The 18,961-nt window shown below is 63.5% G+C and carries 20 protein-coding genes; 11 read left to right on the forward strand and 9 right to left on the reverse strand.

From position 1 onward, the window contains the following. Positions 1-111 precede the first annotated feature (111 nt). Positions 112-1,089 (reverse strand): D-2-hydroxyacid dehydrogenase, encoded by a 978-nt coding sequence (locus BN1233_RS22490; protein ID WP_046865885.1) that lies wholly within the window; start codon positions 1,087-1,089, stop codon positions 112-114. Between the two features lie 189 nt (positions 1,090-1,278). Between BN1233_RS22490 and BN1233_RS22495 the strand changes: the two genes are divergently transcribed. The 7 genes from BN1233_RS22495 (at position 1,279) to BN1233_RS22525 (ending at position 9,453) form a co-directional block, all read left to right on the forward strand. Next, positions 1,279-2,175: a LysR substrate-binding domain-containing protein gene (locus BN1233_RS22495; RefSeq protein WP_046866137.1), complete on the forward strand. Its 897-nt coding sequence runs from the start codon at positions 1,279-1,281 to the stop codon at positions 2,173-2,175. Between the two features lie 720 nt (positions 2,176-2,895). After that, complete coding sequence (locus BN1233_RS22500) at positions 2,896-3,645, forward strand: SDR family NAD(P)-dependent oxidoreductase (protein ID WP_046865886.1); 750 nt, start codon at positions 2,896-2,898, stop codon at positions 3,643-3,645. Positions 3,646-3,672: 27 nt separating this feature from the next. Further along, entirely contained in the window at positions 3,673-4,539 is an 867-nt protein-coding gene (locus tag BN1233_RS22505; RefSeq protein WP_046865887.1) for a transketolase, read from the forward strand. Then, positions 4,536-5,594 (forward strand): transketolase family protein, encoded by a 1,059-nt coding sequence (locus BN1233_RS22510; RefSeq protein ID WP_046865888.1) that lies wholly within the window; start codon positions 4,536-4,538, stop codon positions 5,592-5,594. The genes BN1233_RS22505 and BN1233_RS22510 overlap by 4 nt, the downstream gene beginning before the upstream one ends. Before the next feature lie 10 nt (positions 5,595-5,604). Next, positions 5,605-6,480 carry an NAD(P)-dependent oxidoreductase gene (locus tag BN1233_RS22515; RefSeq protein ID WP_046865889.1) on the forward strand — a complete coding sequence of 292 codons (876 nt, stop codon included), beginning with the start codon at positions 5,605-5,607 and terminating at the stop codon, positions 6,478-6,480. A gap of 58 nt (positions 6,481-6,538) precedes the next feature. Beyond that, a complete protein-coding gene (locus tag BN1233_RS22520) occupies positions 6,539-7,564 on the forward strand; it encodes a TRAP transporter substrate-binding protein (RefSeq protein WP_046865890.1) in 1,026 nt (341 codons plus the stop codon). Positions 7,565-7,569: 5 nt separating this feature from the next. Next, complete coding sequence (locus BN1233_RS22525; protein WP_082145597.1) at positions 7,570-9,453, forward strand: TRAP transporter large permease; 1,884 nt, start codon at positions 7,570-7,572, stop codon at positions 9,451-9,453. A 252-nt stretch (positions 9,454-9,705) separates the two neighbouring features. Here BN1233_RS22525 and BN1233_RS22530 read toward each other — a convergent pair whose 3' ends face one another. The 3 genes from BN1233_RS22530 to BN1233_RS22540 all read right to left on the reverse strand — a co-directional run bounded on the left by BN1233_RS22530 (position 9,706) and on the right by BN1233_RS22540 (position 11,572). Next, on the reverse strand, positions 9,706-10,080 hold the full coding sequence (locus BN1233_RS22530; RefSeq protein ID WP_046865891.1) for a PRC-barrel domain-containing protein: 375 nt from the start codon (positions 10,078-10,080) through the stop codon (positions 9,706-9,708). Between the two features lie 314 nt (positions 10,081-10,394). Next, complete coding sequence (locus tag BN1233_RS22535; protein WP_046865892.1) at positions 10,395-10,901, reverse strand: pyridoxamine 5'-phosphate oxidase family protein; 507 nt, start codon at positions 10,899-10,901, stop codon at positions 10,395-10,397. Positions 10,902-11,131: 230 nt separating this feature from the next. Then, positions 11,132-11,572, reverse strand: a complete 441-nt coding sequence (locus BN1233_RS22540) for a DUF488 domain-containing protein (protein WP_046866139.1) — start codon at positions 11,570-11,572, stop codon at positions 11,132-11,134. Positions 11,573-11,675: 103 nt separating this feature from the next. Between BN1233_RS22540 and BN1233_RS22545 the strand changes: the two genes are divergently transcribed. The 4 genes from BN1233_RS22545 (at position 11,676) to BN1233_RS22560 (ending at position 14,575) form a co-directional block, all read left to right on the forward strand. Further along, positions 11,676-12,800: an Mrp/NBP35 family ATP-binding protein gene (locus BN1233_RS22545; protein ID WP_046865893.1), complete on the forward strand. Its 1,125-nt coding sequence runs from the start codon at positions 11,676-11,678 to the stop codon at positions 12,798-12,800. Positions 12,801-12,806: 6 nt separating this feature from the next. Beyond that, on the forward strand, positions 12,807-13,694 hold the full coding sequence (locus BN1233_RS22550) for a formate dehydrogenase accessory sulfurtransferase FdhD (RefSeq protein ID WP_046865894.1): 888 nt from the start codon (positions 12,807-12,809) through the stop codon (positions 13,692-13,694). Next, on the forward strand, positions 13,687-14,319 hold the full coding sequence (gene mobA / locus BN1233_RS22555) for a molybdenum cofactor guanylyltransferase MobA (protein WP_046865895.1): 633 nt from the start codon (positions 13,687-13,689) through the stop codon (positions 14,317-14,319). The genes BN1233_RS22550 and mobA overlap by 8 nt, the downstream gene beginning before the upstream one ends. A gap of 70 nt (positions 14,320-14,389) precedes the next feature. Beyond that, entirely contained in the window at positions 14,390-14,575 is a 186-nt protein-coding gene (locus tag BN1233_RS22560) for a hypothetical protein (protein ID WP_046865896.1), read from the forward strand. 131 nt (positions 14,576-14,706) lie between these two features. On the opposite strand, the gene BN1233_RS22565 is transcribed toward BN1233_RS22560, so the two are convergent. From BN1233_RS22565 to BN1233_RS22585, 5 genes are all read right to left on the reverse strand, one after another. After that, complete coding sequence (locus BN1233_RS22565) at positions 14,707-15,957, reverse strand: molybdopterin molybdotransferase MoeA (RefSeq protein WP_046865897.1); 1,251 nt, start codon at positions 15,955-15,957, stop codon at positions 14,707-14,709. Between the two features lie 47 nt (positions 15,958-16,004). Continuing rightward, positions 16,005-16,577, reverse strand: coding sequence for a molybdopterin-guanine dinucleotide biosynthesis protein B (mobB, locus tag BN1233_RS22570; protein ID WP_046865898.1), 573 nt, complete (start codon positions 16,575-16,577; stop codon positions 16,005-16,007). Positions 16,578-16,829: 252 nt separating this feature from the next. Further along, complete coding sequence (locus BN1233_RS22575; RefSeq protein WP_046866140.1) at positions 16,830-17,861, reverse strand: formate dehydrogenase subunit gamma; 1,032 nt, start codon at positions 17,859-17,861, stop codon at positions 16,830-16,832. Between the two features lie 83 nt (positions 17,862-17,944). Next, positions 17,945-18,541: a formate dehydrogenase FDH3 subunit beta gene (gene fdh3B, locus BN1233_RS22580; RefSeq protein WP_046865899.1), complete on the reverse strand. Its 597-nt coding sequence runs from the start codon at positions 18,539-18,541 to the stop codon at positions 17,945-17,947. Positions 18,542-18,557: 16 nt separating this feature from the next. Further along, a partial coding sequence (locus tag BN1233_RS22585; RefSeq protein ID WP_280139405.1) for a molybdopterin dinucleotide binding domain-containing protein occupies positions 18,558-18,961 on the reverse strand: 404 nt, incomplete at its 5' end.

Consider the following 18,961-nt stretch of genomic DNA (forward strand, 5'->3'; position numbering starts at 1 on the left):
AGGGAGATTTCCTCCGTTTTTGGCTCTCTTGGAGCGTCCATTGAATTGGATCGCCCAGTGCCTGTGCGAGGTCTGGGCAGACGGGCGAGTGCTGGCCTTTTCAGTGAGACATCACGGCGTCACGCAGTTCCTGGGATGGCCGGACCAGAATGCCTCGATGTTGTCGATGAGTTGGTCGGCAAGGCTCTGAACGGCCTCCTGGCTGGCCCAGGCCACATGAGGTGTCAGAATGAAATTCGGTCGCGTCGAGAGCCGCATCAATGGATGGTCGGTCGGCGGAGGCTCCGTGGTGGCGACATCGAAACCGGCGCCGCCGATCTGGCCGCTGTCCAACGCCTCGACCAGAGCCCATTCGTCGACCAGTCCGCCTCGGGCCGTGTTGATGAGGAGAGGCCGCCGCTCCATGAGGGCGAATTCGCGATCGGAGATCATGTTCTGGGTTGATGGCAACAAAGGGCAGTGAAGCGTAATGACGTCACTGGTCCGCATGACCTCGTCGAAAGGCGTGTAGAGCGGCCCCATCCCACTGACGCCCTTGTAGGTCGAGAACAGGACGCGCATGCCGAAGGCGCGCCCGAGATCCGCAACGGCTCGGCCGAGGAAGCCGTCGCCAACGATACCCAATGTCGATCCTGCGAGATCCCGGATCGGAAAATCGAAGAAACAGAACTGTTCGGCCTCTTGCCAGCGACCCTGGATAACGGCGTCCTGGTAGGCGACGATACTGCGTCTTAGAGCAAAAATCAGAGCAAAGGTATGCTCGGGAACCGTGTTGACGGCGTAGTTGCGGATGTTCGTGACGGTAATGCCGCGCTCAATGCTGGCCTGGAGGTCGACGATATCGGTGCCGGTCGCGGCGATGGCGATGAGCCGCAGATTTGGCGCGCTCGCAATGTCCTCGCGTCGCACCGGCGCTTTGTTGGTGATGACGATTTCGGCATCTCTGATCCGCTCACGGACTTCGGAAGGAGCCGTCTTCGCGAACACCTCCAAGCGGTGCGGAAATTCCAGGGCTCGCAAGTGCGTCTCCGGCGAGAGCGTGTCCCGGTCGAGGAAGACCACGCGAGGGGTCCTGTCAGCATTGTTCATCTGCTCCTCCCTTGGTTTGCTCGACACGACTTTTCGTAGCCGATCCGCTCACGGCGGTGGTTCGGCCGCCGGCCTCACTTGATCATGGCTCACCTGTCCTGGTCGGCAGCTCAAACTCATCTCACAGCTGAATGAAGGCAAACGAATTCTTTACAAGAACAGGTGAATCTGCTTCATCATTCAAGCAACATGACGCTCAACGTGCCCCTCTCGACGCTGCGGGTGTTCGAAGCCGCAGCGCGCCGCCGGTCATTCCAGGCGGCGGCTACAGAGTTGAGCCTGTCGCCGAGTGCGGTCAGCCATGCCATTCGCAAAATGGAAGATTCGCTCGGGGTTGTGCTGTTCGAGCGAAGTGGCCGCAATGTCCGGCTTACCCCCGAAGGCGAAGCTTTGATGGGCCACACGGAACGGGCTTTCGAGGAACTGCGTCGCGGTCTCGAATTGGTCTCCACGCGCACGCCACACCTGCTTCGCCTTCACTGTGCGCCGAGCTTCGCAGCCCAATGGTTGACTCCCCGCCTTGCTCGCTTCTTTGCCGAGCAACCCAAGGTGGAAGTGCGCCTGTCGGCAGGAACCGACTATGCGAGCTTCGATACGGATGAGTTCGACGCAGATATCATTTACGGCCTGCCGCGTCAGGACGGACTGATGGTGTTGCCGCTTCGGGAAGAGACGGTCACGCCGCTCTGCGCGCCGCACATTGCCGATGCGGTCGAGCGTCCTGAAGATCTCCTCCATCAGCAGCTCATTCAGAGCGACAACAAGCAGGTTCGCTGGCCGGCTTGGTTCGCACTGAACAAGATTGCGACACCGCCAATGACGCGCGGGTCCCGCTTCGATCGAAGCTTCCTGGCGATCGCTGCGGCAGCTGACGGCTTGGGCGTAGCGCTCGAGTCGACTCTCCTGGCCGAACGCGAAATTCTAAACGGTCGTCTCGTGGCACCACTCGCCGGGCGGTCGGAGGACATTCGCTATATCGGCCACTATCTTGTCTTCCCGAAATCTCTCCAGCAGCGAAGTACGCTTCGGATCTTCGCGCATTGGCTCGGGCGCGAGCTCAATATTGATCTCATGCCGCTGACCTGAAAGTCAGGCCCGGTGAAACTACTCATGGAGCAGTCGCCTACCTTCGCGGCCACGCTCTTGCAAGCTGACCATTTCGCCCGGTGCGAAGCTTGGCGTTTCCTTTCATACTCGCCAGAAGCTCATACTCACCGGGGTTTTCCTCAAGGAACGGTATAGCTGCTTTTCCGTTATCGAAGCACCCGCAGGCAATCTCCCGGGCGTTTGGTGTTGTGCTTCGGTTTCAAGCCGCGTCAAGGCTAGCTCGCCACCTTCGTAAACAGTTCTTACCAGACGTGCTCACCCTCTTTGAGCGGCCTCACGGTGATCTCGGAAGGCATAGCCTTCTCATATTGAGCTACCCTTTGGTAGTGAACAGCGTAGCCGCAAGTGACTGATCGGCGTTGCAACTCGACACGGGTGAGTCCACGAGGGCCCAAGCTGCCGTCGATGCAGACGGTCCCATATCAATTCGTGAAACCCATTCAACGATCATTGCAAAAAAGTCGTTTGTTCTTGGTCTTAGTCTCGTGGTACCGCAACGGCAACGAAGAATTCTGCTGGAGGAAAGCCATGATCGTCCAAGGGCAAGAATATCTGATCGCGGTCTCGCCGAAACTACCGGTTGAGCGCTTGCTGCTCTTTCACGGCCGGGGCTAGCCGTGCTGAAGACCTTGGCCCTCCACGCTTCTGCGCCATCAGTCCGGCCCAATTAACGCCTTTCCAGCATTCCCAGAGGAATCTATGCTTTTGTCTGACAAGATCTGCATCGTCACGGGAGCGGCCTCTCCGCGCGGGATCGGCCGCGCGACGGCCCGCCTGTTTGCACAACACGGTGGCCGTGTCGCCATTCTGGATCTCGATGAAAGTCAGGCAAAAGCGGCTGCAGCCGATCTCGGCGAAGGTCACCTGGGCCTGGCTTGTGACGTTACCGACAAGCAGGCCTGTCTGAATGCAGCTGGGCGGGTGACCGATGAACTGGGCCGCATTGACGTCCTGGTCAACAATGCGGGTATCACTCAACCGCTGAAGATCATGGACATCAAGCCCGAGAACTACGACGCGGTGCTGGACGTGAATTTGCGCGGGACGCTCTTCATGAGCCAGGCCGTGATCCCGCAGATGCGTCGGCAGCGCTCCGGTTCGATCGCGTGCATGTCGTCAGTCTCGGCACAGCGTGGCGGTGGCATCTTCGGCGGACCGCACTACAGCGCCGCCAAGGGCGGTGTGCTTGGCCTTGCCAAGGCCATGGCCCGTGAGCTCGGTCCTGACAACATCCGTGTCAATTCGATCACGCCCGGCCTCATCCAGACCGACATCACCGGCGGCAAGCTCACGGACGACCTCAAGGCCGAGATCACTAAAGGCATTCCACTCAACCGCCTCGGCGTCGCCGATGATGTCGCGAACGCCTGCCTGTTCCTGGCGTCGGACCTGTCATCTTACATCACGGGTGCTGTCATCGACGTGAACGGCGGCATGCTCATCCATTGAACAGCGGTGTCGGTGAAGGAGGATAGAATGCAGACAGCCGAACGAGCCAAAGCCCCGCTGGGCATTTCCAACGAATTGTCGCTTGAGGATCGGGCCTATCGCATCCGTCGACACGCGCTGCGCATGGGCGAGGTGCAGGGCCAGGGCTATATCGCCCAAGCGCTCGGGATCGCGGACGTGCTTGCGGTTTCGTATTTCCACGCGATGCGCTATCGCCCGGAGGACCCGCAATGGGAGGGCCGCGATCGCTTTCTGCTCTCGATCGGCCACTATGCCATTGCGCTCTATGCGGCTCTGATCGAAGCCGGAATCATTCCCGAGGACGAGCTTGAAACCTACGGCTCCGACGACAGCCGTCTGCCGATGTCGGGGATGGCGGCCTACACCCCGGGCATGGAGATCACGGGCGGCTCGCTCGGCCATGGACTGGCGCTGGCCGTTGGGTTCTGCCTTGCGCTGAAGCGCAAGAAATCGGACTCGTTCGTCTACTGCCTCTTCTCGGACGGTGAGTTGGGCGAAGGGTCGATCTGGGAAGGTGCTTGGTCGGCGAGCCACTGGAAGCTCGACAACCTGATCGGCATCGTCGATGTCAATAACCAGCAGGCGGATGGACCTGCGCCGGAAGTCACCGGCTTCGAGCCACTGGTGGCGCGGTTCGAGGCGTTCGGCTGGCATGTCCAGCGTGTGGACGGCAACGACATCGACGCGCTCGTCAAAGCGTTCGACGCAGCGCGCACGTGCGCCGAGCCCAAACCTCGGGTCATCATTTGCGACACCAAGATGGCGAAGGGCGTGCCATTCCTCGAGGAACGAGAGAGGAACCACTTCCTACGTGTCGAGCCGCAAGAGTGGCAGCAGGCGCTCAAGATACTCGATACTGGGAGGACGGCATGAGACGCTCAAAATATACGCGACCCGCCTGGCTGAGGGAGCAGGGAGAAGGCGGCCAGGGCACGGCGGACAAGCCGCGGCTCACCACCTCCGCGATGATCGCTTCGCTCGCCGGCGCGGGCCAGCGCACCAAGCCTGCTCCGTTCGGCCATGCGCTGGCAGCTCTAGCCGAGGCCAAACCTGAGATCGTCGGGCTCACCGCGGATCTCGGCAAATACACCGACCTCCACATCTTCGCACAGGCGCATCCTGATCGCTTCTACCAGATGGGCATGGCGGAGCAGCTCTTGATGAGCGCCGCTGCCGGCATGGCACGCGAGGGCTTCATGCCGTTCGCCACCACCTATGCTGTGTTCGCCGCGCGGCGGGCCTATGACTTCATCTGCATGGCGATTGCGGAAGAAAACCTCAACGTGAAGATCGTCTGCGCCCTGCCGGGACTCACGACCGGCTACGGCCCGAGCCATCAGGCCACGGAGGACATTGCGATCTTCCGCGGCATGCCGAACATGACCATCATCGATCCCTGCGACGCGCACGAGATCGAGCAGATCGTGCCTGCCATCGCGGCCCATGACGGCCCGGTTTACATGCGCCTATTGCGCGGCAACGTGCCCCTGATCCTGGACGAGTACGATTACACCTTTGAACTCGGCAAGGCCAAGCTCCTGCGCGACGGCAAGGATGCGCTGATCATTTCCTCAGGCTTTATGACCATGCGGGCGCTCGAAGCCGTCGAGGCGCTGCACGGCGATCGCGTCGATGCGGGCGTGCTGCATGTGCCGACGATCAAGCCGCTCGATGAGGCGACGATCCTGAAGGAAGCTGCCCGCAGCGGCCGCATGGTAATCGTAGCCGAGAACCACACCGTCGTCGGAGGCCTCGGCGAGGCAATTGCGGGCCTGCTGCTCCGTTCCGGGGTAACGCCGCCGGCGTTCCGGCAGATCGCTTTGCCCGACGAGTTTCTCGATGCCGGGGCACTTCCGACCCTGCATGAACGCTATGGCATCTCCGCAGATGCGATGTCGCGGCGAGTCAAACAGTGGCTGTCACACTGAGGCGACTCCCATGACGACGATCGGCTTCATCGGTCTCGGAGCGATGGGCTTGCCCATGGCCAAGAACCTCGTGGCACGCGGCTTTACCGTCCGTGGCTTTGACATGCGGCAAGCCGCAGTCGGAGCACTCGCGAAGGCGGGCGGAATGCGCGCCGCGTCTGCGGTCGAGGCAAGCGCGGGTGCGGACATTCTCGTGCTCATGGTCGTGAACGCCGCGCAGGCGGAGACCATTCTATTTTCAGATGGCGCGCTTACAGCATTGCCCGAGAACGGCATCGTGGTGCTGATGGCGACCTGCCCGCCCGGAGCCGTTGAAAAGATCGCGGCGCGGGTTCTGGAAGCCGGACGGCGCTTCGTCGATGCGCCGGTGTCCGGCGGAGTGGTTGGCGCTGAAAACGCGACCCTCACCATCATGGCCGCCGCCCCGCAGGCTGCGGTCGAGGCGGCGCAGCCTGTGCTCGATGCGCTTGGCGACAAGATATTCCATGTCGGTGAGAAGCCTGGTCAGGGCGCAATGGTGAAAACCGTCAACCAGCTTCTCTGCGGCGCCCACATTGCCGTCGCGGCCGAAGCACTCTCGCTGGCTGCCAAGGTCGGTGTCGATCTGGCGGTGATGCTGAGCATCCTTAGCGGCTCCTCGGCATCAAGCTGGATGCTGAAGAATCGTGGACCGCGCATGCTGCAAGCCGAGCCTGAGGTCACAAGTGCCGTGGACATCTTCGTCAAAGATCTCGGCATCGTCCTGGAAACCGGGCGCGACGTGAAGGCGGCGCTGCCGCTTGCGGCACTCGCCCATCAGATGTTCCTCGCCGTCTCCGGACAGGGCGGGGGCAACGACGACGACAGCCAAGTCATCCGGGCCTACCGGGCCCTGAACGCTCCGTGAAGACCGGGACCATCCAGCAAGCCAACTCGTTGCTGGATCCAAACTACGGGAGAGGAACATGACTACACTGACATCGCCACAGATCACCCGCCGAACCCTGCTCGCTGCCGGCGCTGCAGTGCCTCTGTGCGGCATCCTCACCCGGCGCGCCTCTGCCGCCGAGTTCAACTACAAGCTGGCGACCGGGCAGGACCCGACCCATCCTGTCAACACCCGTGCGCAAGAAGCCATCGACCGTATCCGCGAGGCCACGGGCGGCAAGCTCGACATCAAGTTGTTCCCGGCGAACCAGCTCGGCTCCGACACCGACCTGCTGACCCAGGTCCGCAACGGCAGCGTCGAGTTCTTCAATCTTTCCTCGTCGATCCTAGCTACCTTCGCGCCGATCGCCGGGATCGTGAACACCGGCTTCGCGTTTCCGACCTACGATGCGGTCTGGCAGGGGATGGATGGCGAGCTTGGAGCCTATATCCGCGCCCAGATCGCCAAGACTCCAATCCTGACCGTGTCCAAGATCTGGGACAACGGCTTCCGCCACATCACGTCATCCACCCGTGAGATCAGGAAGCCCGAGGACCTGAAAGGATTCAAGATCCGCGTCCCACCGGCTCCGATCCTGACCTCGCTGTTCAAGGCGCTCGATGCGGGCCCGGCGCCCATCAACTTCAACGAGGTCTACTCGTCCTTGCAGACCAAGGTCGTGGACGGGCAGGAGAACCCGCTTCCGATCATTGCGACGACGCGACTCTACGAGGTCCAGAAGTCATGCAGCCTCACCGGCCATGTCTGGGACGGCTACTGGATCCTGGGCAATAAGCGGGCCTTCGAGCGTCTGCCGCAGGATGTACGTGAGGTCGTGACGCGCGAGTTCGACCGCTCCGCTGCCGACCAGCGGGCAGACATTGCCAAGCTGAGCGAGTCGCTCCGTCAGGAACTGACCGCGAAAGGGCTTCAATTCATCGACGTCGACCGGGCGCCATTCCGGGAAGCGCTGGGGAAGACGAGCTTCTACAAGGAGTGGAAGGGCAAATTCGGTGACGAGGCCTGGGCGCACCTCGAAAAGATCTCGGGCAAGCTGGTGTAACGGCCATGGCACACGTCACGAACATCGACGCCGGCGTTGCAGACGAATTGCACGCCCGCTCTCGGCAACACTGGGCGGCTCGGATCAATGCCGCCCTCATTCCGCTCATCGAGATCCCGGCGGCGCTGATCGTTGTCGCCGAGATCGTAGTCCTGCTCGCCGGCATCATTGCTCGCTACGTCTTTCATAGCCCGATCGTCTGGTCGGACGAGCTCGCCGGCATTCTGTTCCTGTGGCTCGCCATGCTGGGCGCGGTGATCGCGTTGCAGCGCGGCGAGCACATGCGCATGACGGCCATCGTCGGCATGCTGCCCCCCCGCGCGCAGGCTTTTCTCGACGTGGTCGCGATGGCGGCAGCTTTGGCCTTTCTCATACTCCTCATCTACCCGGCCTATGAGTTCGCCGCCGACGAGGTCTGGGTCACGACCCCGGCGCTCGAGATTGCGAACTCCTGGCGCGCCGCCGCGCTGCCGGTCGGCATTGGGTTGATGATGCTGGTGGCCCTGCTGCGGCTGGCAAGTGTCGGTGACTTGCGGCACGTGGCCGGCGCCCTGGCCTTGGTCGTAGCTGTCGTCGGCCTTCTCACGCTGCTTGCCCCGGTGCTGCAGCCCCTGGGCAATCTCAACCTGCTCATCTTCTTCGTCGGCTTCGTCGGGGCGATGGTGTTCGCCGCCGTGCCGATCGCCTTTGCGTTCGGCCTGGCAACGTTCGGCTTCATCGCGCTCACGACCAGCACTCCCGACGTGGTGGTGATCGGCCGCATGGATGAAGGCATGAGCCACCTCATCCTTCTTGCCGTGCCCCTGTTCGTCTTTCTCGGTCTCTTGATCGAAATGACCGGAATGGCCCGCGCGATGGTGGGCTTTCTCGCCAACCTGCTCGGCCACGTGCGGGGCGGGCTCCACTACGTCCTCGTCGGGGCCATGTATCTCGTGTCGGGCATCTCGGGGTCAAAGGCGGCCGACATGGCGGCCATCGCGCCCGTGCTGTTCCCGGAAATGAAAGAACGTGGGGCCAAGCCGGGCGACCTGGTGGCCCTCCTATCCGCGACCGGTGCTCAGACCGAGACGATTCCGCCGAGCCTCGTGCTCATCACCATCGGCTCTGTCACGGGCGTGTCCATTGCCGCCCTGTTCACGGGCGGGCTTCTGCCCGCTGTTGTGCTCGCGATCATGCTCTGCGCGGTGGTGTGGTGGCGTTATCGCGGCGAGGATCTGTCCCACGTCCGGCGGGCGACCCGCCGCGAGATCGGCAGGAGCTTCGTGATTGCCCTTCCTGCCATTGCTCTGCCCTTCGTGATCCGGGCCGCGGTGATCGAGGGAATCGCAACCGCGACCGAGGTGTCGACGATTGGCATCGTATACTCGGCCCTTGCAGGACTCCTGATCTACCGCCAGTTCGACTGGAGGCGTCTCTACCCCATGCTGGTCGAGACAGCAGGACTGTCAGGCGCCATCCTGCTCATCATCGGGGCTGCGACCGGGATGGCCTGGGCTCTGACCCAGTCGGGCTTTTCCGCCTCGCTCGCCACGTTCATGACCGGTCTGCCGGGAGGCGTGCCGATGTTCCTGGCCGTCACCATCGTGGCGTTCGTGGTCCTCGGGAGCGTGCTGGAGGGTATTCCCGCCATCGTGCTCTTCGGACCGCTGCTGTTCCCCATCGCCCGCCAAGTCGGCGTGCACGAGGTCCACTATGCGATGGTGGTCATCTTGGCGATGGGCATCGGCCTGTTCGCGCCGCCCTTCGGGGTCGGATACTACGCGGCCTGCGCCATCAGCCGCATTCACCCGGACCAAGGCATGAAGCCGATCGTCGGCTACATGCTGGCCCTGATTATCGGCACGATCGTCATTGCCGCTGTGCCCTGGATTTCCATTGGGTTCCTGTGAGGGAACTCGGGTTCAACCCGCCTGCTGCGGTCAGAAGGGCATCCGCCGTTGCGGCCATGACCCTGCCTTCCTCACTCGTCGAGCAGCATTCACTGCTCGACGAGCTCCTTGCATGAGAGTTCGACGTCGCACCTGCCTTGATGGGCTCAGCACAGCGCAGTTGAGGCTGACGGCCAGAGTAGACCGGGGCTGAGGGGTAGCATTGGCGCGAGTGGGTGATTGACGGGACCGGAGTTCCGACATGCGCCTCGATCAAATCGCTCGCCAATACGGTGGGATGCGATAGTAATCGTGAAGTTGCTCCTCGCGGTCGCGGTCCGACCAGTCATGCTCGTGAGGCGCGAAGCTCGGTGCTTGCTTCAGTTCGCTTTCGGTAATGTCCGTCCGGTACCCGCCGAGTTGGGTGTCATAGGCGAGCTTGCCCCACGGGATCGTGTGATCGTCCGCTCCGGGCTTCCAAACTCCTCCGAAGGCGATCACTGCGTAGGCGACTCGGCCGCTGACCTTCTCGATCATGAGTCGCTTGACCGTGCCGATCCGTTCGCCGCTCGCGTCGTACACGGTCGTACCCTCGACGCGATCGCTCTCGATGAGTGGCTTAGCGGAGGTGGATGTTGCCTGGGCCATGCTGGATCCTCCGATCACAAAGGCTAACCCCAATAAGCAAACCGCTGTCAGACAGGACAGTCCGCCACGCTCTGACGTTACAACAGTTTCGCGAAAGCTGAAGCAGTTTCGTGAATCCTACCAGAACTCAAGTCCGAGCTTCCACAGCATCTGAATACAGAATTTCGATAAGGCCTGCCGAGTATCGGGCATTCTTGCGGCAAACTACGCAGAACCTCGAAAGAACTGAAGCGATATCTGTCAATGATCTAGCGCCGGGCCACCTGCGAGCAACCCGGCACCGGTGAAAGGTGATCGATATTGACCCCCATGCCTCAGCTGAGGTCCACCTTCGCGGTATCGGACAGTTCGGTCGGAGGCTTTCCAGTGATGCTGGCTTTCACATAGCCGTACAGGTTCACCACCGTGGATGATGGGCTGTCCCAATACTCGCCCTTTGCGGGGTGCACGCGGATGAGCGCGATCTGCGGATCGTCCTTTCCTTCCGGGAACCAGGCACGCATGGGCGGGGACCACAGCTCATCGATCTTGCTGCGATCCCGCACGACCTCGGCCCTGCCGGAGATCGACACATAGGTCTGGTTCGAGGGCTCGCTGAAGGCGATGTTGACCTCGTGATCGCGGGAGATCTCCGTGATCTTGGGCGACTGGATCTTCGTGAAGAACCAGAAGTCTCCGTGCTCGTCGGGCGGACATCTGTACATCGGACGGCTGTGGAGCGTGCCGTCCGTATCGACCGTCGTCACCATCGCGAAGTTGATATCCTTGATAAGGTCGTAGAGCTTCTGCGCATTCGGATCGTTGTGGCCGTGCTGATGCATGGGTGACTCCTCGTGGCTGCGGCAGCAGCGGAACGCAGGACGGCGTAACGAGCCATCGCGTTGCACTGTCAGGCAAAAATCACGGACGGCGGGGGATCGTATCCGGATCCGCCCGACCAGGACGCTACCTGACAACCTGTGAGCCGGTCTTTGGTTTCCCGTATCGGTCAGGGTAGAGAACCGGGCCATGCCCGGCGAGCGGCGTTCATGCGCGCGGGGCGATCGCCCCGTCAGAGCTGCGGCGGGAAGAGGTCCGTCACCTTGAAACCTTGCGCGGCAAGCCGGCCGCTCAGGATCCGGCGATGGCAATGCGCAGGATCGCGCTCGAAGCAGAGGAGGCAGACCGGCGCAGCGGCAGCCTCCTTCGCGAGGCGCGCCAGAGCCTCGGTTGCCGCGGCCGTGGTGAGTACCTCCTCGCAGAAGATGCGGTGCATCGTATCGGCATCGCCGGCGCGGGCGGCCGCACGCCCGGCGGCCGGCGTTCCAAGCTCCCGGTAGTGCTCGTAGCCGATGCCGGCCTCCACGAGGGTGCCTCGCAGCGCGTTCTTCGAGAAGCCGCGCTTCCGAGAGAGCGCGACCGCCCGCACATCTGCGACCGAGGTAATTCCGGCATCCTTCAGCGCGAGCAGAAACCGCTCCGAATCCGCCCCTTCGTAGCCGATCGTGAAGATCTCCGGCACCTGTGAAGCTCCTCGTCCCCTTAACGTCTTCGCTGCCAGCCTATAGATGACCAGGAAAGGTCGTCCATGCGACGACGGCGACAGGAGTTCAGCCTTGGCGATCACCCGTGAACACGTGCTCCAGGCCCTCGCCACCGTCCCGGTGGATGCAGCCGGCACCACCCTCACCGCCTCCGGGCGCCTCTCGGACATCGTCATCGACCAGAACGCGCGGGTGATGTTCTCGATCGCGGTCGAGCCGGCCGAAGCTTCCGCGATGGAGAAGGTCCGCCAGGCCGCCGAAGCCGCCGTGAAGGGGCTTCCCGGGGTCAAGGCCGTGTTCGCCAGCCTCACGGCGGATCGGGCTCCGGGCGCTCCGAAGACCTCGTCGCCGGTCCAGCCGGGCCGGCCCCAGGCAGCCCCGACCGCGAAGGCGCAGGCCATCCCCGGCGTCAAGCACGTCATCGCCGTCGCTTCGGGCAAGGGCGGTGTCGGCAAGTCCACGACGGCCTGCAACCTGGCGCTCGGGCTCCAGGCCATGGGCCTCAAGGTTGGCCTCCTCGATGCCGATATCTATGGCCCCTCGATGCCGAAGCTCTTCGGCGTGCACGGCAAGCCCCGAGTGATCTCCGGCCGCATCCTGGAGCCGATGGACGGATACGGCATCCGCCTGATGTCGATCGGCTTCCTGGTCGATGAGGAAGCCGCCATGATCTGGCGGGGGCCGATGGTGATGTCGGCGATCACGCAGATGTTGCGCGAAGTCGCCTGGGGCGAGCTCGACGTGCTCGTCGTCGACATGCCTCCCGGCACGGGCGACGCACAGCTCACAATGGCGCAGGCCACGCCGCTGGCCGGCGCGGTGATCGTGTCGACCCCGCAGGATCTCGCGCTGATCGATGCGCGGCGCGGCGTCACCATGTTCCGCCGCGTCGAGATCCCGATTCTCGGCATCGTCGAGAACATGGCGACGTTCATCTGCCCGCATTGCGGAAAGAACTCCGACATCTTCGGCCATGGCGGCGCGAGGGAGGAAGCGGCCCGTCTCGGCGTGCCGTTCCTCGGCGAAGTCCCGCTCACGATGGAGATCCGCGAAACCTCGGATGCCGGGCGTCCAGTCGTTGCCGTCGATCCGGAGGGACCGCAAGCCCAAATCTATCGCCGCATGGCCGCGGAGATCTGGCAGACGCTGTCGGGCGGCGGGGCCGCACGCCCGGCGCCCCGGATCGTGATCGAGTAGATCGGGATGGACGAGATCCGCATTCCGCCGCTCATCCTGCCGGATCCCAAGGATCCGCGACTCACGCAGGCCGTGGCTGGAATCGACGAAAGAGGAGAGCCTGTCGAAACGGCCGTTCCGGTGGAGCGTGCGCTGACGCTTTACCTGAACGCGCAGGAGATCGTCACCATGATGACGATCAACGATTATCCCGAGTACCTCGCACTCGGCTATCTCCTCAATCAGAACATGCTGAAGGCGGACGATATCGTCACGGGCGTAGACTACGACGACGATCTCTCCGTTGTCGTCGTTCGCACCGAGCACGAGACCAACTTCGAGGACAAGCTGCGCAAGCGCACGCAGACGAGCGGCTGCGCGCAGGGCACAGCATTCGGCGATCTCATGGAGGCGCTCGATCGCGTGCAACTCCCGAAAACGCCGCTGCATACATCGTGGCTCTATCGCCTGACGCACGAGATCAACACGGCGCCTTCGCTTTATCTCGAGGCCGGCGCGATCCACGGCTGCGTTCTCGCCGCCGAGGATCGAGTGCTCGTCTACATGGAGGACGTCGGACGCCACAACGCGGCCGACAAGATCGCCGGCTGGATGTTCCGTCACGGCGTCGGGGGCGGCGACAAGATCTTCTACACGACCGGCCGCCTTACCTCGGAGATGGTCATCAAGACCGTCCGCATGGGGATTCCGATTCTCGTGTCGCGATCCGGCTTCACGGCCTGGGGCGTCGAGCTTGCTCGCCAGTGCGGCCTCACGCTGATCGGGCGCGCCCGCGGCAAGCGCTTCATTGCGCTCTCGGGCGAAGACCGGATCGTCTTCGACCAGGATCTCACCTACGTGGCCGAGGAATCCGCAAAGCACCGGCGCAAGGGTGCGGAGCCGCGCGATGACTGATCCTCATCCGAAGACACTGGGCGTTCTCCTGGCCGGAGGCCTTGCTCGACGCATGGGTGGCGGCGACAAGCCGCTGCGGAGGATCGGCGGGCGAACCATCCTGGAGCGTGTGCTGGAGCGCTTCGCGCCGCAATGCGATGGCCTGATCCTGAACGCCAATGGCGATCCGGCGCGGTTCGCAGACCTCGATTTGCCCGTCGTCGCTGATACGGTCGAGGGTTTTGCAGGCCCTCTCGCCGGCATTCTCGCGGCGCTCGAGTGGGCTCGGGAGCATCGCCCCGATTGTGAATGGGTGGCGAGCGTCGCCGCCGACACGCCGTTCCTGCCGCGGGATCTCGTCGCGCAACTGCACGAGGCACGCACAACCGCGAACCTTCCGCTTGCCTGCGCGTCCTCCGGCGGGCGGGCCCATCCGGTTAACGCCCTCTGGCCCGTGGCATTGGCCTCGGACCTGCGGCACGCACTCACCGTGGAGGATTTGCGCAAGATCGACCGCTGGACCGCGCGTCACGGGATTGCGCATGTCGAATGGCCGATCGAGCCTGTCGACCCCTTCTTCAACGCCAACACTCCCGAAGACATCGCGGAAGCCGAGGAGATGCTCGTCGCCCATGGCGACATCTGAGCTCTTAAAGTGTAGGTTAGGTTTCGGTACAATTCGCGGCGAGAAGAACAGGCCGCTGGGAGGTGAGAGCATGAAAATCATTCTTTTGTCGGCCGTCGTTGCCCTGGTGCTGGGATACGCCGCCTTCTTCGTGCTGAGCAGCGAGCAGCGTCCCGCCTATGAAGCGTTCTCCACATCGAGCGTGCGCGTCGGCGAGCCCAGCCACAACCTCGTCGGACCGGACTGGAGCGGTGAAAACCAGGTTCCGTCGAGCTGATATCCGCAAGGGGCGCGGTTGCCCTAACCTGCGCTCTTTCGGTGAGCGCCATGTCGCGCTTTGCTTTTAGCGTCGGCGCTGCCCCCTCACCCGCGCGCAACGCGCGCGGGTGAGGGGGGAAACACTGCGCCCTACGAGATCATTTCATAAGGCAGAAAGCCAACAACGGCGCCAGGTTCTATTCGTGTAGTCGGCTCGTCGAGCACCACCAATCCGTCTGTCTCCGTCAGTGACGTGATGACGCCCGCACCCTCCCGGGGATGCTTGTGCGCCGTGAGACGCCCGTCGGACTCCCGCACGAGCCGCACGCGCACGAACTCGCGGCGGCCTTCCTTCTTGCGATAGGGAAAGGCGGCCACGACCGGCAGGGGCAATGGCTCTCTGAACTCCTCACCCTGCAGACGCGCGATTAGCGCGCGCGCGACCTGGGTGAACGTGACGAACACCGCAACCGGGTTGCCGGGCAAGCCGATGAACGGCGTGCCGCCGACGATTCCGAGCGCTACGGGCCGTCCTGGCTTGATCGCCATGCGCCAGAACGTGAGGCTGCCGCGGGCCTCGACCGCCGCCTTCACGTGATCCTCCTCGCCTGTCGAGACGCCACCAGATGTCAGGATGAGGTCGTAGCGCGCCGAGGCCTCGGCGAGAGCGCGGCTCACGGCCTCATGCCGGTCCGGCAGGATGCCGAGATCGTCGACCCGACAGCCGAGACGCATCAGGAGCGGACGCAGGAGCAGCCGGTTGGAGTCATAGATCGCGCCGGGCCGCAGGGATGCCCCGGGCCCAACGAGCTCGTTCCCCGTCGAGAACAGCGCAACCGACAAGGGTTGCCAGACGTCGACCTCCGAGATCCCGAGCGCCGCCAGGAGCGCAATTTCCTGGGGTGCGAGGCGCCGACCGGCCGGCAACGCCTCCTGTCCGCGTGCCAGATCCTCACCGGCGAGGCGGCGGTTCGCTCCCGCCTTCAGTCCCGCTGGAAGCGCGACGCCGTCCGGCCCGACGCTGACGTCCTCCTGCATGAAGACTGTGTCGAGTCCAGCAGGCATCGGGGCGCCGGTGAAGATGCGGACCGCCTCCCCGGCTCCGACCTCCAGGGCGCTGTCTCCCGCGGCGATGCGGCGATGGACGGGAAGAACCGTCGCCTCTCCGGAACGGAGATCGCGAAAGCGCACCGCGTATCCGTCGACGGCGGAATTATCGAATGGCGGCAGGTCGATCGGAGCAATGACCGGAGCCGCCAGGACACGTCCATCGGCCTCGTCCAGCCTGACCTTCTCGCGCGCGACGACGCAGGCCACGCGATCGCGGATGATCTGGTGCGCCGCATCGACCGCGAGCAGCGGGCCGCCGAAGGCGAAACAGTCGTTCGAGAGTTGAGCCATGGTGCAGACCCTCCCCGGACAGGTGGTGTCCGGCCATGGCCGTTCCGTCAAGTCGTGTCCGAACGGGCGGGCTGACGAATGCGCTCGGGTATGGGCAGAGCCTGCAGTTCACGAACGAGGGTATCTCGCTCCACGGCTGTGCGAAGCACGTGATCCGCGATGGCGGCAATGTCGTCGAGATGGAGGATCGGCAGCTCGGTGGCCGGCGCGGGTCCATCGGTAGCAACCGCCGTGACATTCGGGATTTCCGGAAACAGAAACGGCTTCCCGTTCGCGACGCGATGGATCTCGACCTTCGGATGAGCATAGGCTTTGAAGCCCTCGACGATCACGAGGTCCACGGGTGACAGGTGCAGAAGGAGTTCGGCGAGGCTCGGCTCCGCCCCGTCGCGGAGTTCATGGATCAGCGCCCAGCGCCGCCCGGACGCGACCAGGACTTCGGTCGCCCCCGCACTGCGATGGGCAAAGGAATCCTTCGCGGGATGATCAATGTCGAAGGCGTGATGTGCGTGCTTGAGCGTCGAGACCTTCAACCCTCGGCGCGCGAGTTCCGGGATCAGCCGCACCAGCAGCGTCGTCTTCCCGGCACCGCTCCAGCCTGCAAGGCCGATGATTTTCACGGTTCTCGAGGGGTGGCGTTTCCCCCCTCACCCGAACGGTTCGCGTCCGACCTCTCCCACAAGGGGCGAAGGTGAGGACGGCGCAGCGCGCAGATCACTTTTGGGTTCGTTCTGCCAAATCGTGGCGACCTCTCCCACAAGGGGCGAGCCGCCGCCGCTTCACCTCTCCCTCGAAGGGAGAGGTCGACTCCCGAAGGTCGACGGGTGAGGGTGGCAACTCCCCCCTCACCTCTCGGGCACCTCAGGTTCACACTACTCGGCCGGAGCCGGGCGGGCCGTCGTCTGCCGTCCGCTGGCGGTCTTGGCGCCTTCCTCCTCGACCCAGAGGCGGTGATGCACCTTGGCCCAGGCGAGATCGACCTCGCCCGAACCCATGGCGTCGTAAGCCCCCTCCATCCCGAGCGAGCCGATATAGATATGCGCGATCAGGATGGCGATCAGGATGACGCCGAGGGTGCCGTGGATGATCTGCGAGAGCTGCATCCCGCCGATATCCGTGTAGCTGAAGGGGAACATCATGATGATGCCCGTCACCGACATCGCGATGCCGCCGAGGACGACAGACCAGAAGATCCCTTTCTGACCCGCATTGAAGCGCCGCGCCGGCGGGTGCTTGCCCGACAGGAAGCCACCGCCAGCCTTCAGCCAGGCGATGTCCGTACGGTCCGGAAGATTGTCCTTGATCCAGACCACGAGCATGAACAACACGCCGAGCATGAAAGGCCAGGACAAGTAATTGTGCGCGAACTTGGCCCATTGTGACCAGGCCGCGAAGGCATCCGGGCCGATCAGCGGCATCAGCAGGCGCTTGCCGAAAATGTAGTTGAGGCCCGAGATCGCGAGCACGATGAAGCACGTGGCCGTCAGCCAGTGCGTGAACCGCTCGAAAGTGTTGAAGCGCAGGATCTTCCGTCCGGATTCCTCGTCCGGCTCCATCATGATCCGGCCCTTCGTGAAGTAGAAGGCCGCAAGCGCGACGAGCATGCCGAGAATCACGATGCCGCCGATCCAGGGCAGCGTGCTCTCATGATAGGCGCGATATTCGCGCCCTTGCGGTTGCTGCAGGACAGCGGCCTTCCCGTCGGGAATCGACACGCGGCCCGTGAGCTTGTCGAGCTGCTGGAAGAGCTGCTCCTCGGTTACCGAACGGGCGGTCGGGTTGGCCCCGCTCGACTGCCCCTGCACGATGTTCTGCGTATTGCCTCCGCCCGTTCCCTGCGCAAGCGTGTCGCCGGCAAAAGCCAATCCGACCACGAGCGCGAGCGCGGTGACGAAGCGCCTCATGAAAGACTGAGTCATCGGGAGATCCTCCCCTTGTCGTTGCGGCGGAGGCTGACACCGCGAAGAACGGCGTCAGCCTGCTCGGCTCAGATCGCGACGGTCTCGCGATAGGCGGTCTTCCAGCCCCAGGCGCCAGAACCATAGCCCCTTTGGACCACGCGCTCCTTGTAGATCTGCGCGATGATCTCGCCGTCGCCCGCGAGGAGCGCCTTCGTGGAGCACATCTCGGCGCAGAGGGGCAGCTTGCCCTCCGCGAGCCGGTTCGAGCCGTACTTGACGTATTCCGCCACCGTGCCGTCGGCTTCCGGACCTGCCGCGCAATAGGTGCATTTGTCCATCTTGCCGCGCGTCCCGAAATTGCCCACGCGCGGGTATTGCGGGGCTCCGAACGGGCAGGCGTAGAAGCAGTAGCCGCAGCCGATGCACAGGTCCTTGGAGTGCAGCACCACCGCATCCGCGGTCGTGTAGAAGCAGTTGACCGGGCACACCGCCGCGCAGGGCGCGTCGGTGCAGTGCATGCAGGCCATCGAGATCGAACGCTCGCCCGGCTTGCCGTCGTTGAGCGTCACCACCCGCCGGCGGTTGATGCCCCAGGGGACCTCATGCTCGTTCTTGCAAGCCGTCACGCAGGCATTGCACTCGATGCAACGGTCCGCGTCGCAGAGAAACTTCATGCGCGCCATGGTGATCGCCTCCCGCTCACGCCGCCTGGATCTGACACAGGGTGACCTTGGTTTCGTGCATGCCCGTCACGGGATCGAAGCCATAGGTCGTGACCGTGTTTACGCTCTCGCCGAGCACATACGGATCCGTCCCTGCGGGATAGCGGCCGCGCATGTCCTCGCCCTGATACCAACCCGAGAAGTGGAAGGGCATCCAGGCCACGCCCTTTCCGACACGATCCGTCACGAGAGCCTTCACACGTGTTTTCGCGCCGTTCTCGGGGCCCAGCACCCAGACCCACTGCCCATCCGTGATGCCGCGATCGGCAGCATCGCCCGTGTTGATCTCCACGAACATGTTCTGCTGGAGTTCGGCAAGCCACGGGTTCGAGCGCGTCTCCTCGCCACCGCCCTCGTATTCCACGAGGCGTCCTGAGGTAA

The organism is Microvirga massiliensis (assembly GCF_001006805.1).
GTDB classification, from domain to species: Bacteria; Pseudomonadota; Alphaproteobacteria; order Rhizobiales; family Beijerinckiaceae; genus Microvirga; species Microvirga massiliensis.

Bases quoted from the DNA above. Each gene is read 5' to 3' on its own strand.
- BN1233_RS22490 (WP_046865885.1), bottom strand. From the start codon at position 1,089: ATGAACAATGCTGACAGGACCCCTCGCGTGGTCTTCCTCGACCGGGAC.
- BN1233_RS22495 (WP_046866137.1), top strand. From the start codon at position 1,279: ATGACGCTCAACGTGCCCCTCTCGACGCTGCGGGTGTTCGAAGCCGCA.
- BN1233_RS22500 (WP_046865886.1), top strand. From the start codon at position 2,896: ATGCTTTTGTCTGACAAGATCTGCATCGTCACGGGAGCGGCCTCTCCG.
- BN1233_RS22505 (WP_046865887.1), top strand. From the start codon at position 3,673: ATGCAGACAGCCGAACGAGCCAAAGCCCCGCTGGGCATTTCCAACGAA.
- BN1233_RS22510 (WP_046865888.1), top strand. From the start codon at position 4,536: ATGAGACGCTCAAAATATACGCGACCCGCCTGGCTGAGGGAGCAGGGA.
- BN1233_RS22515 (WP_046865889.1), top strand. From the start codon at position 5,605: ATGACGACGATCGGCTTCATCGGTCTCGGAGCGATGGGCTTGCCCATG.
- BN1233_RS22520 (WP_046865890.1), top strand. From the start codon at position 6,539: ATGACTACACTGACATCGCCACAGATCACCCGCCGAACCCTGCTCGCT.
- BN1233_RS22525 (WP_082145597.1), top strand. From the start codon at position 7,570: ATGGCACACGTCACGAACATCGACGCCGGCGTTGCAGACGAATTGCAC.
- BN1233_RS22530 (WP_046865891.1), bottom strand. From the start codon at position 10,080: ATGGCCCAGGCAACATCCACCTCCGCTAAGCCACTCATCGAGAGCGAT.
- BN1233_RS22535 (WP_046865892.1), bottom strand. From the start codon at position 10,901: ATGCATCAGCACGGCCACAACGATCCGAATGCGCAGAAGCTCTACGAC.
- BN1233_RS22550 (WP_046865894.1), top strand. From the start codon at position 12,807: ATGGACGAGATCCGCATTCCGCCGCTCATCCTGCCGGATCCCAAGGAT.
- mobA (WP_046865895.1), top strand. From the start codon at position 13,687: ATGACTGATCCTCATCCGAAGACACTGGGCGTTCTCCTGGCCGGAGGC.
- BN1233_RS22560 (WP_046865896.1), top strand. From the start codon at position 14,390: ATGAAAATCATTCTTTTGTCGGCCGTCGTTGCCCTGGTGCTGGGATAC.
- BN1233_RS22565 (WP_046865897.1), bottom strand. From the start codon at position 15,957: ATGGCTCAACTCTCGAACGACTGTTTCGCCTTCGGCGGCCCGCTGCTC.
- BN1233_RS22575 (WP_046866140.1), bottom strand. From the start codon at position 17,861: ATGAGGCGCTTCGTCACCGCGCTCGCGCTCGTGGTCGGATTGGCTTTT.
- fdh3B (WP_046865899.1), bottom strand. From the start codon at position 18,541: ATGGCGCGCATGAAGTTTCTCTGCGACGCGGACCGTTGCATCGAGTGC.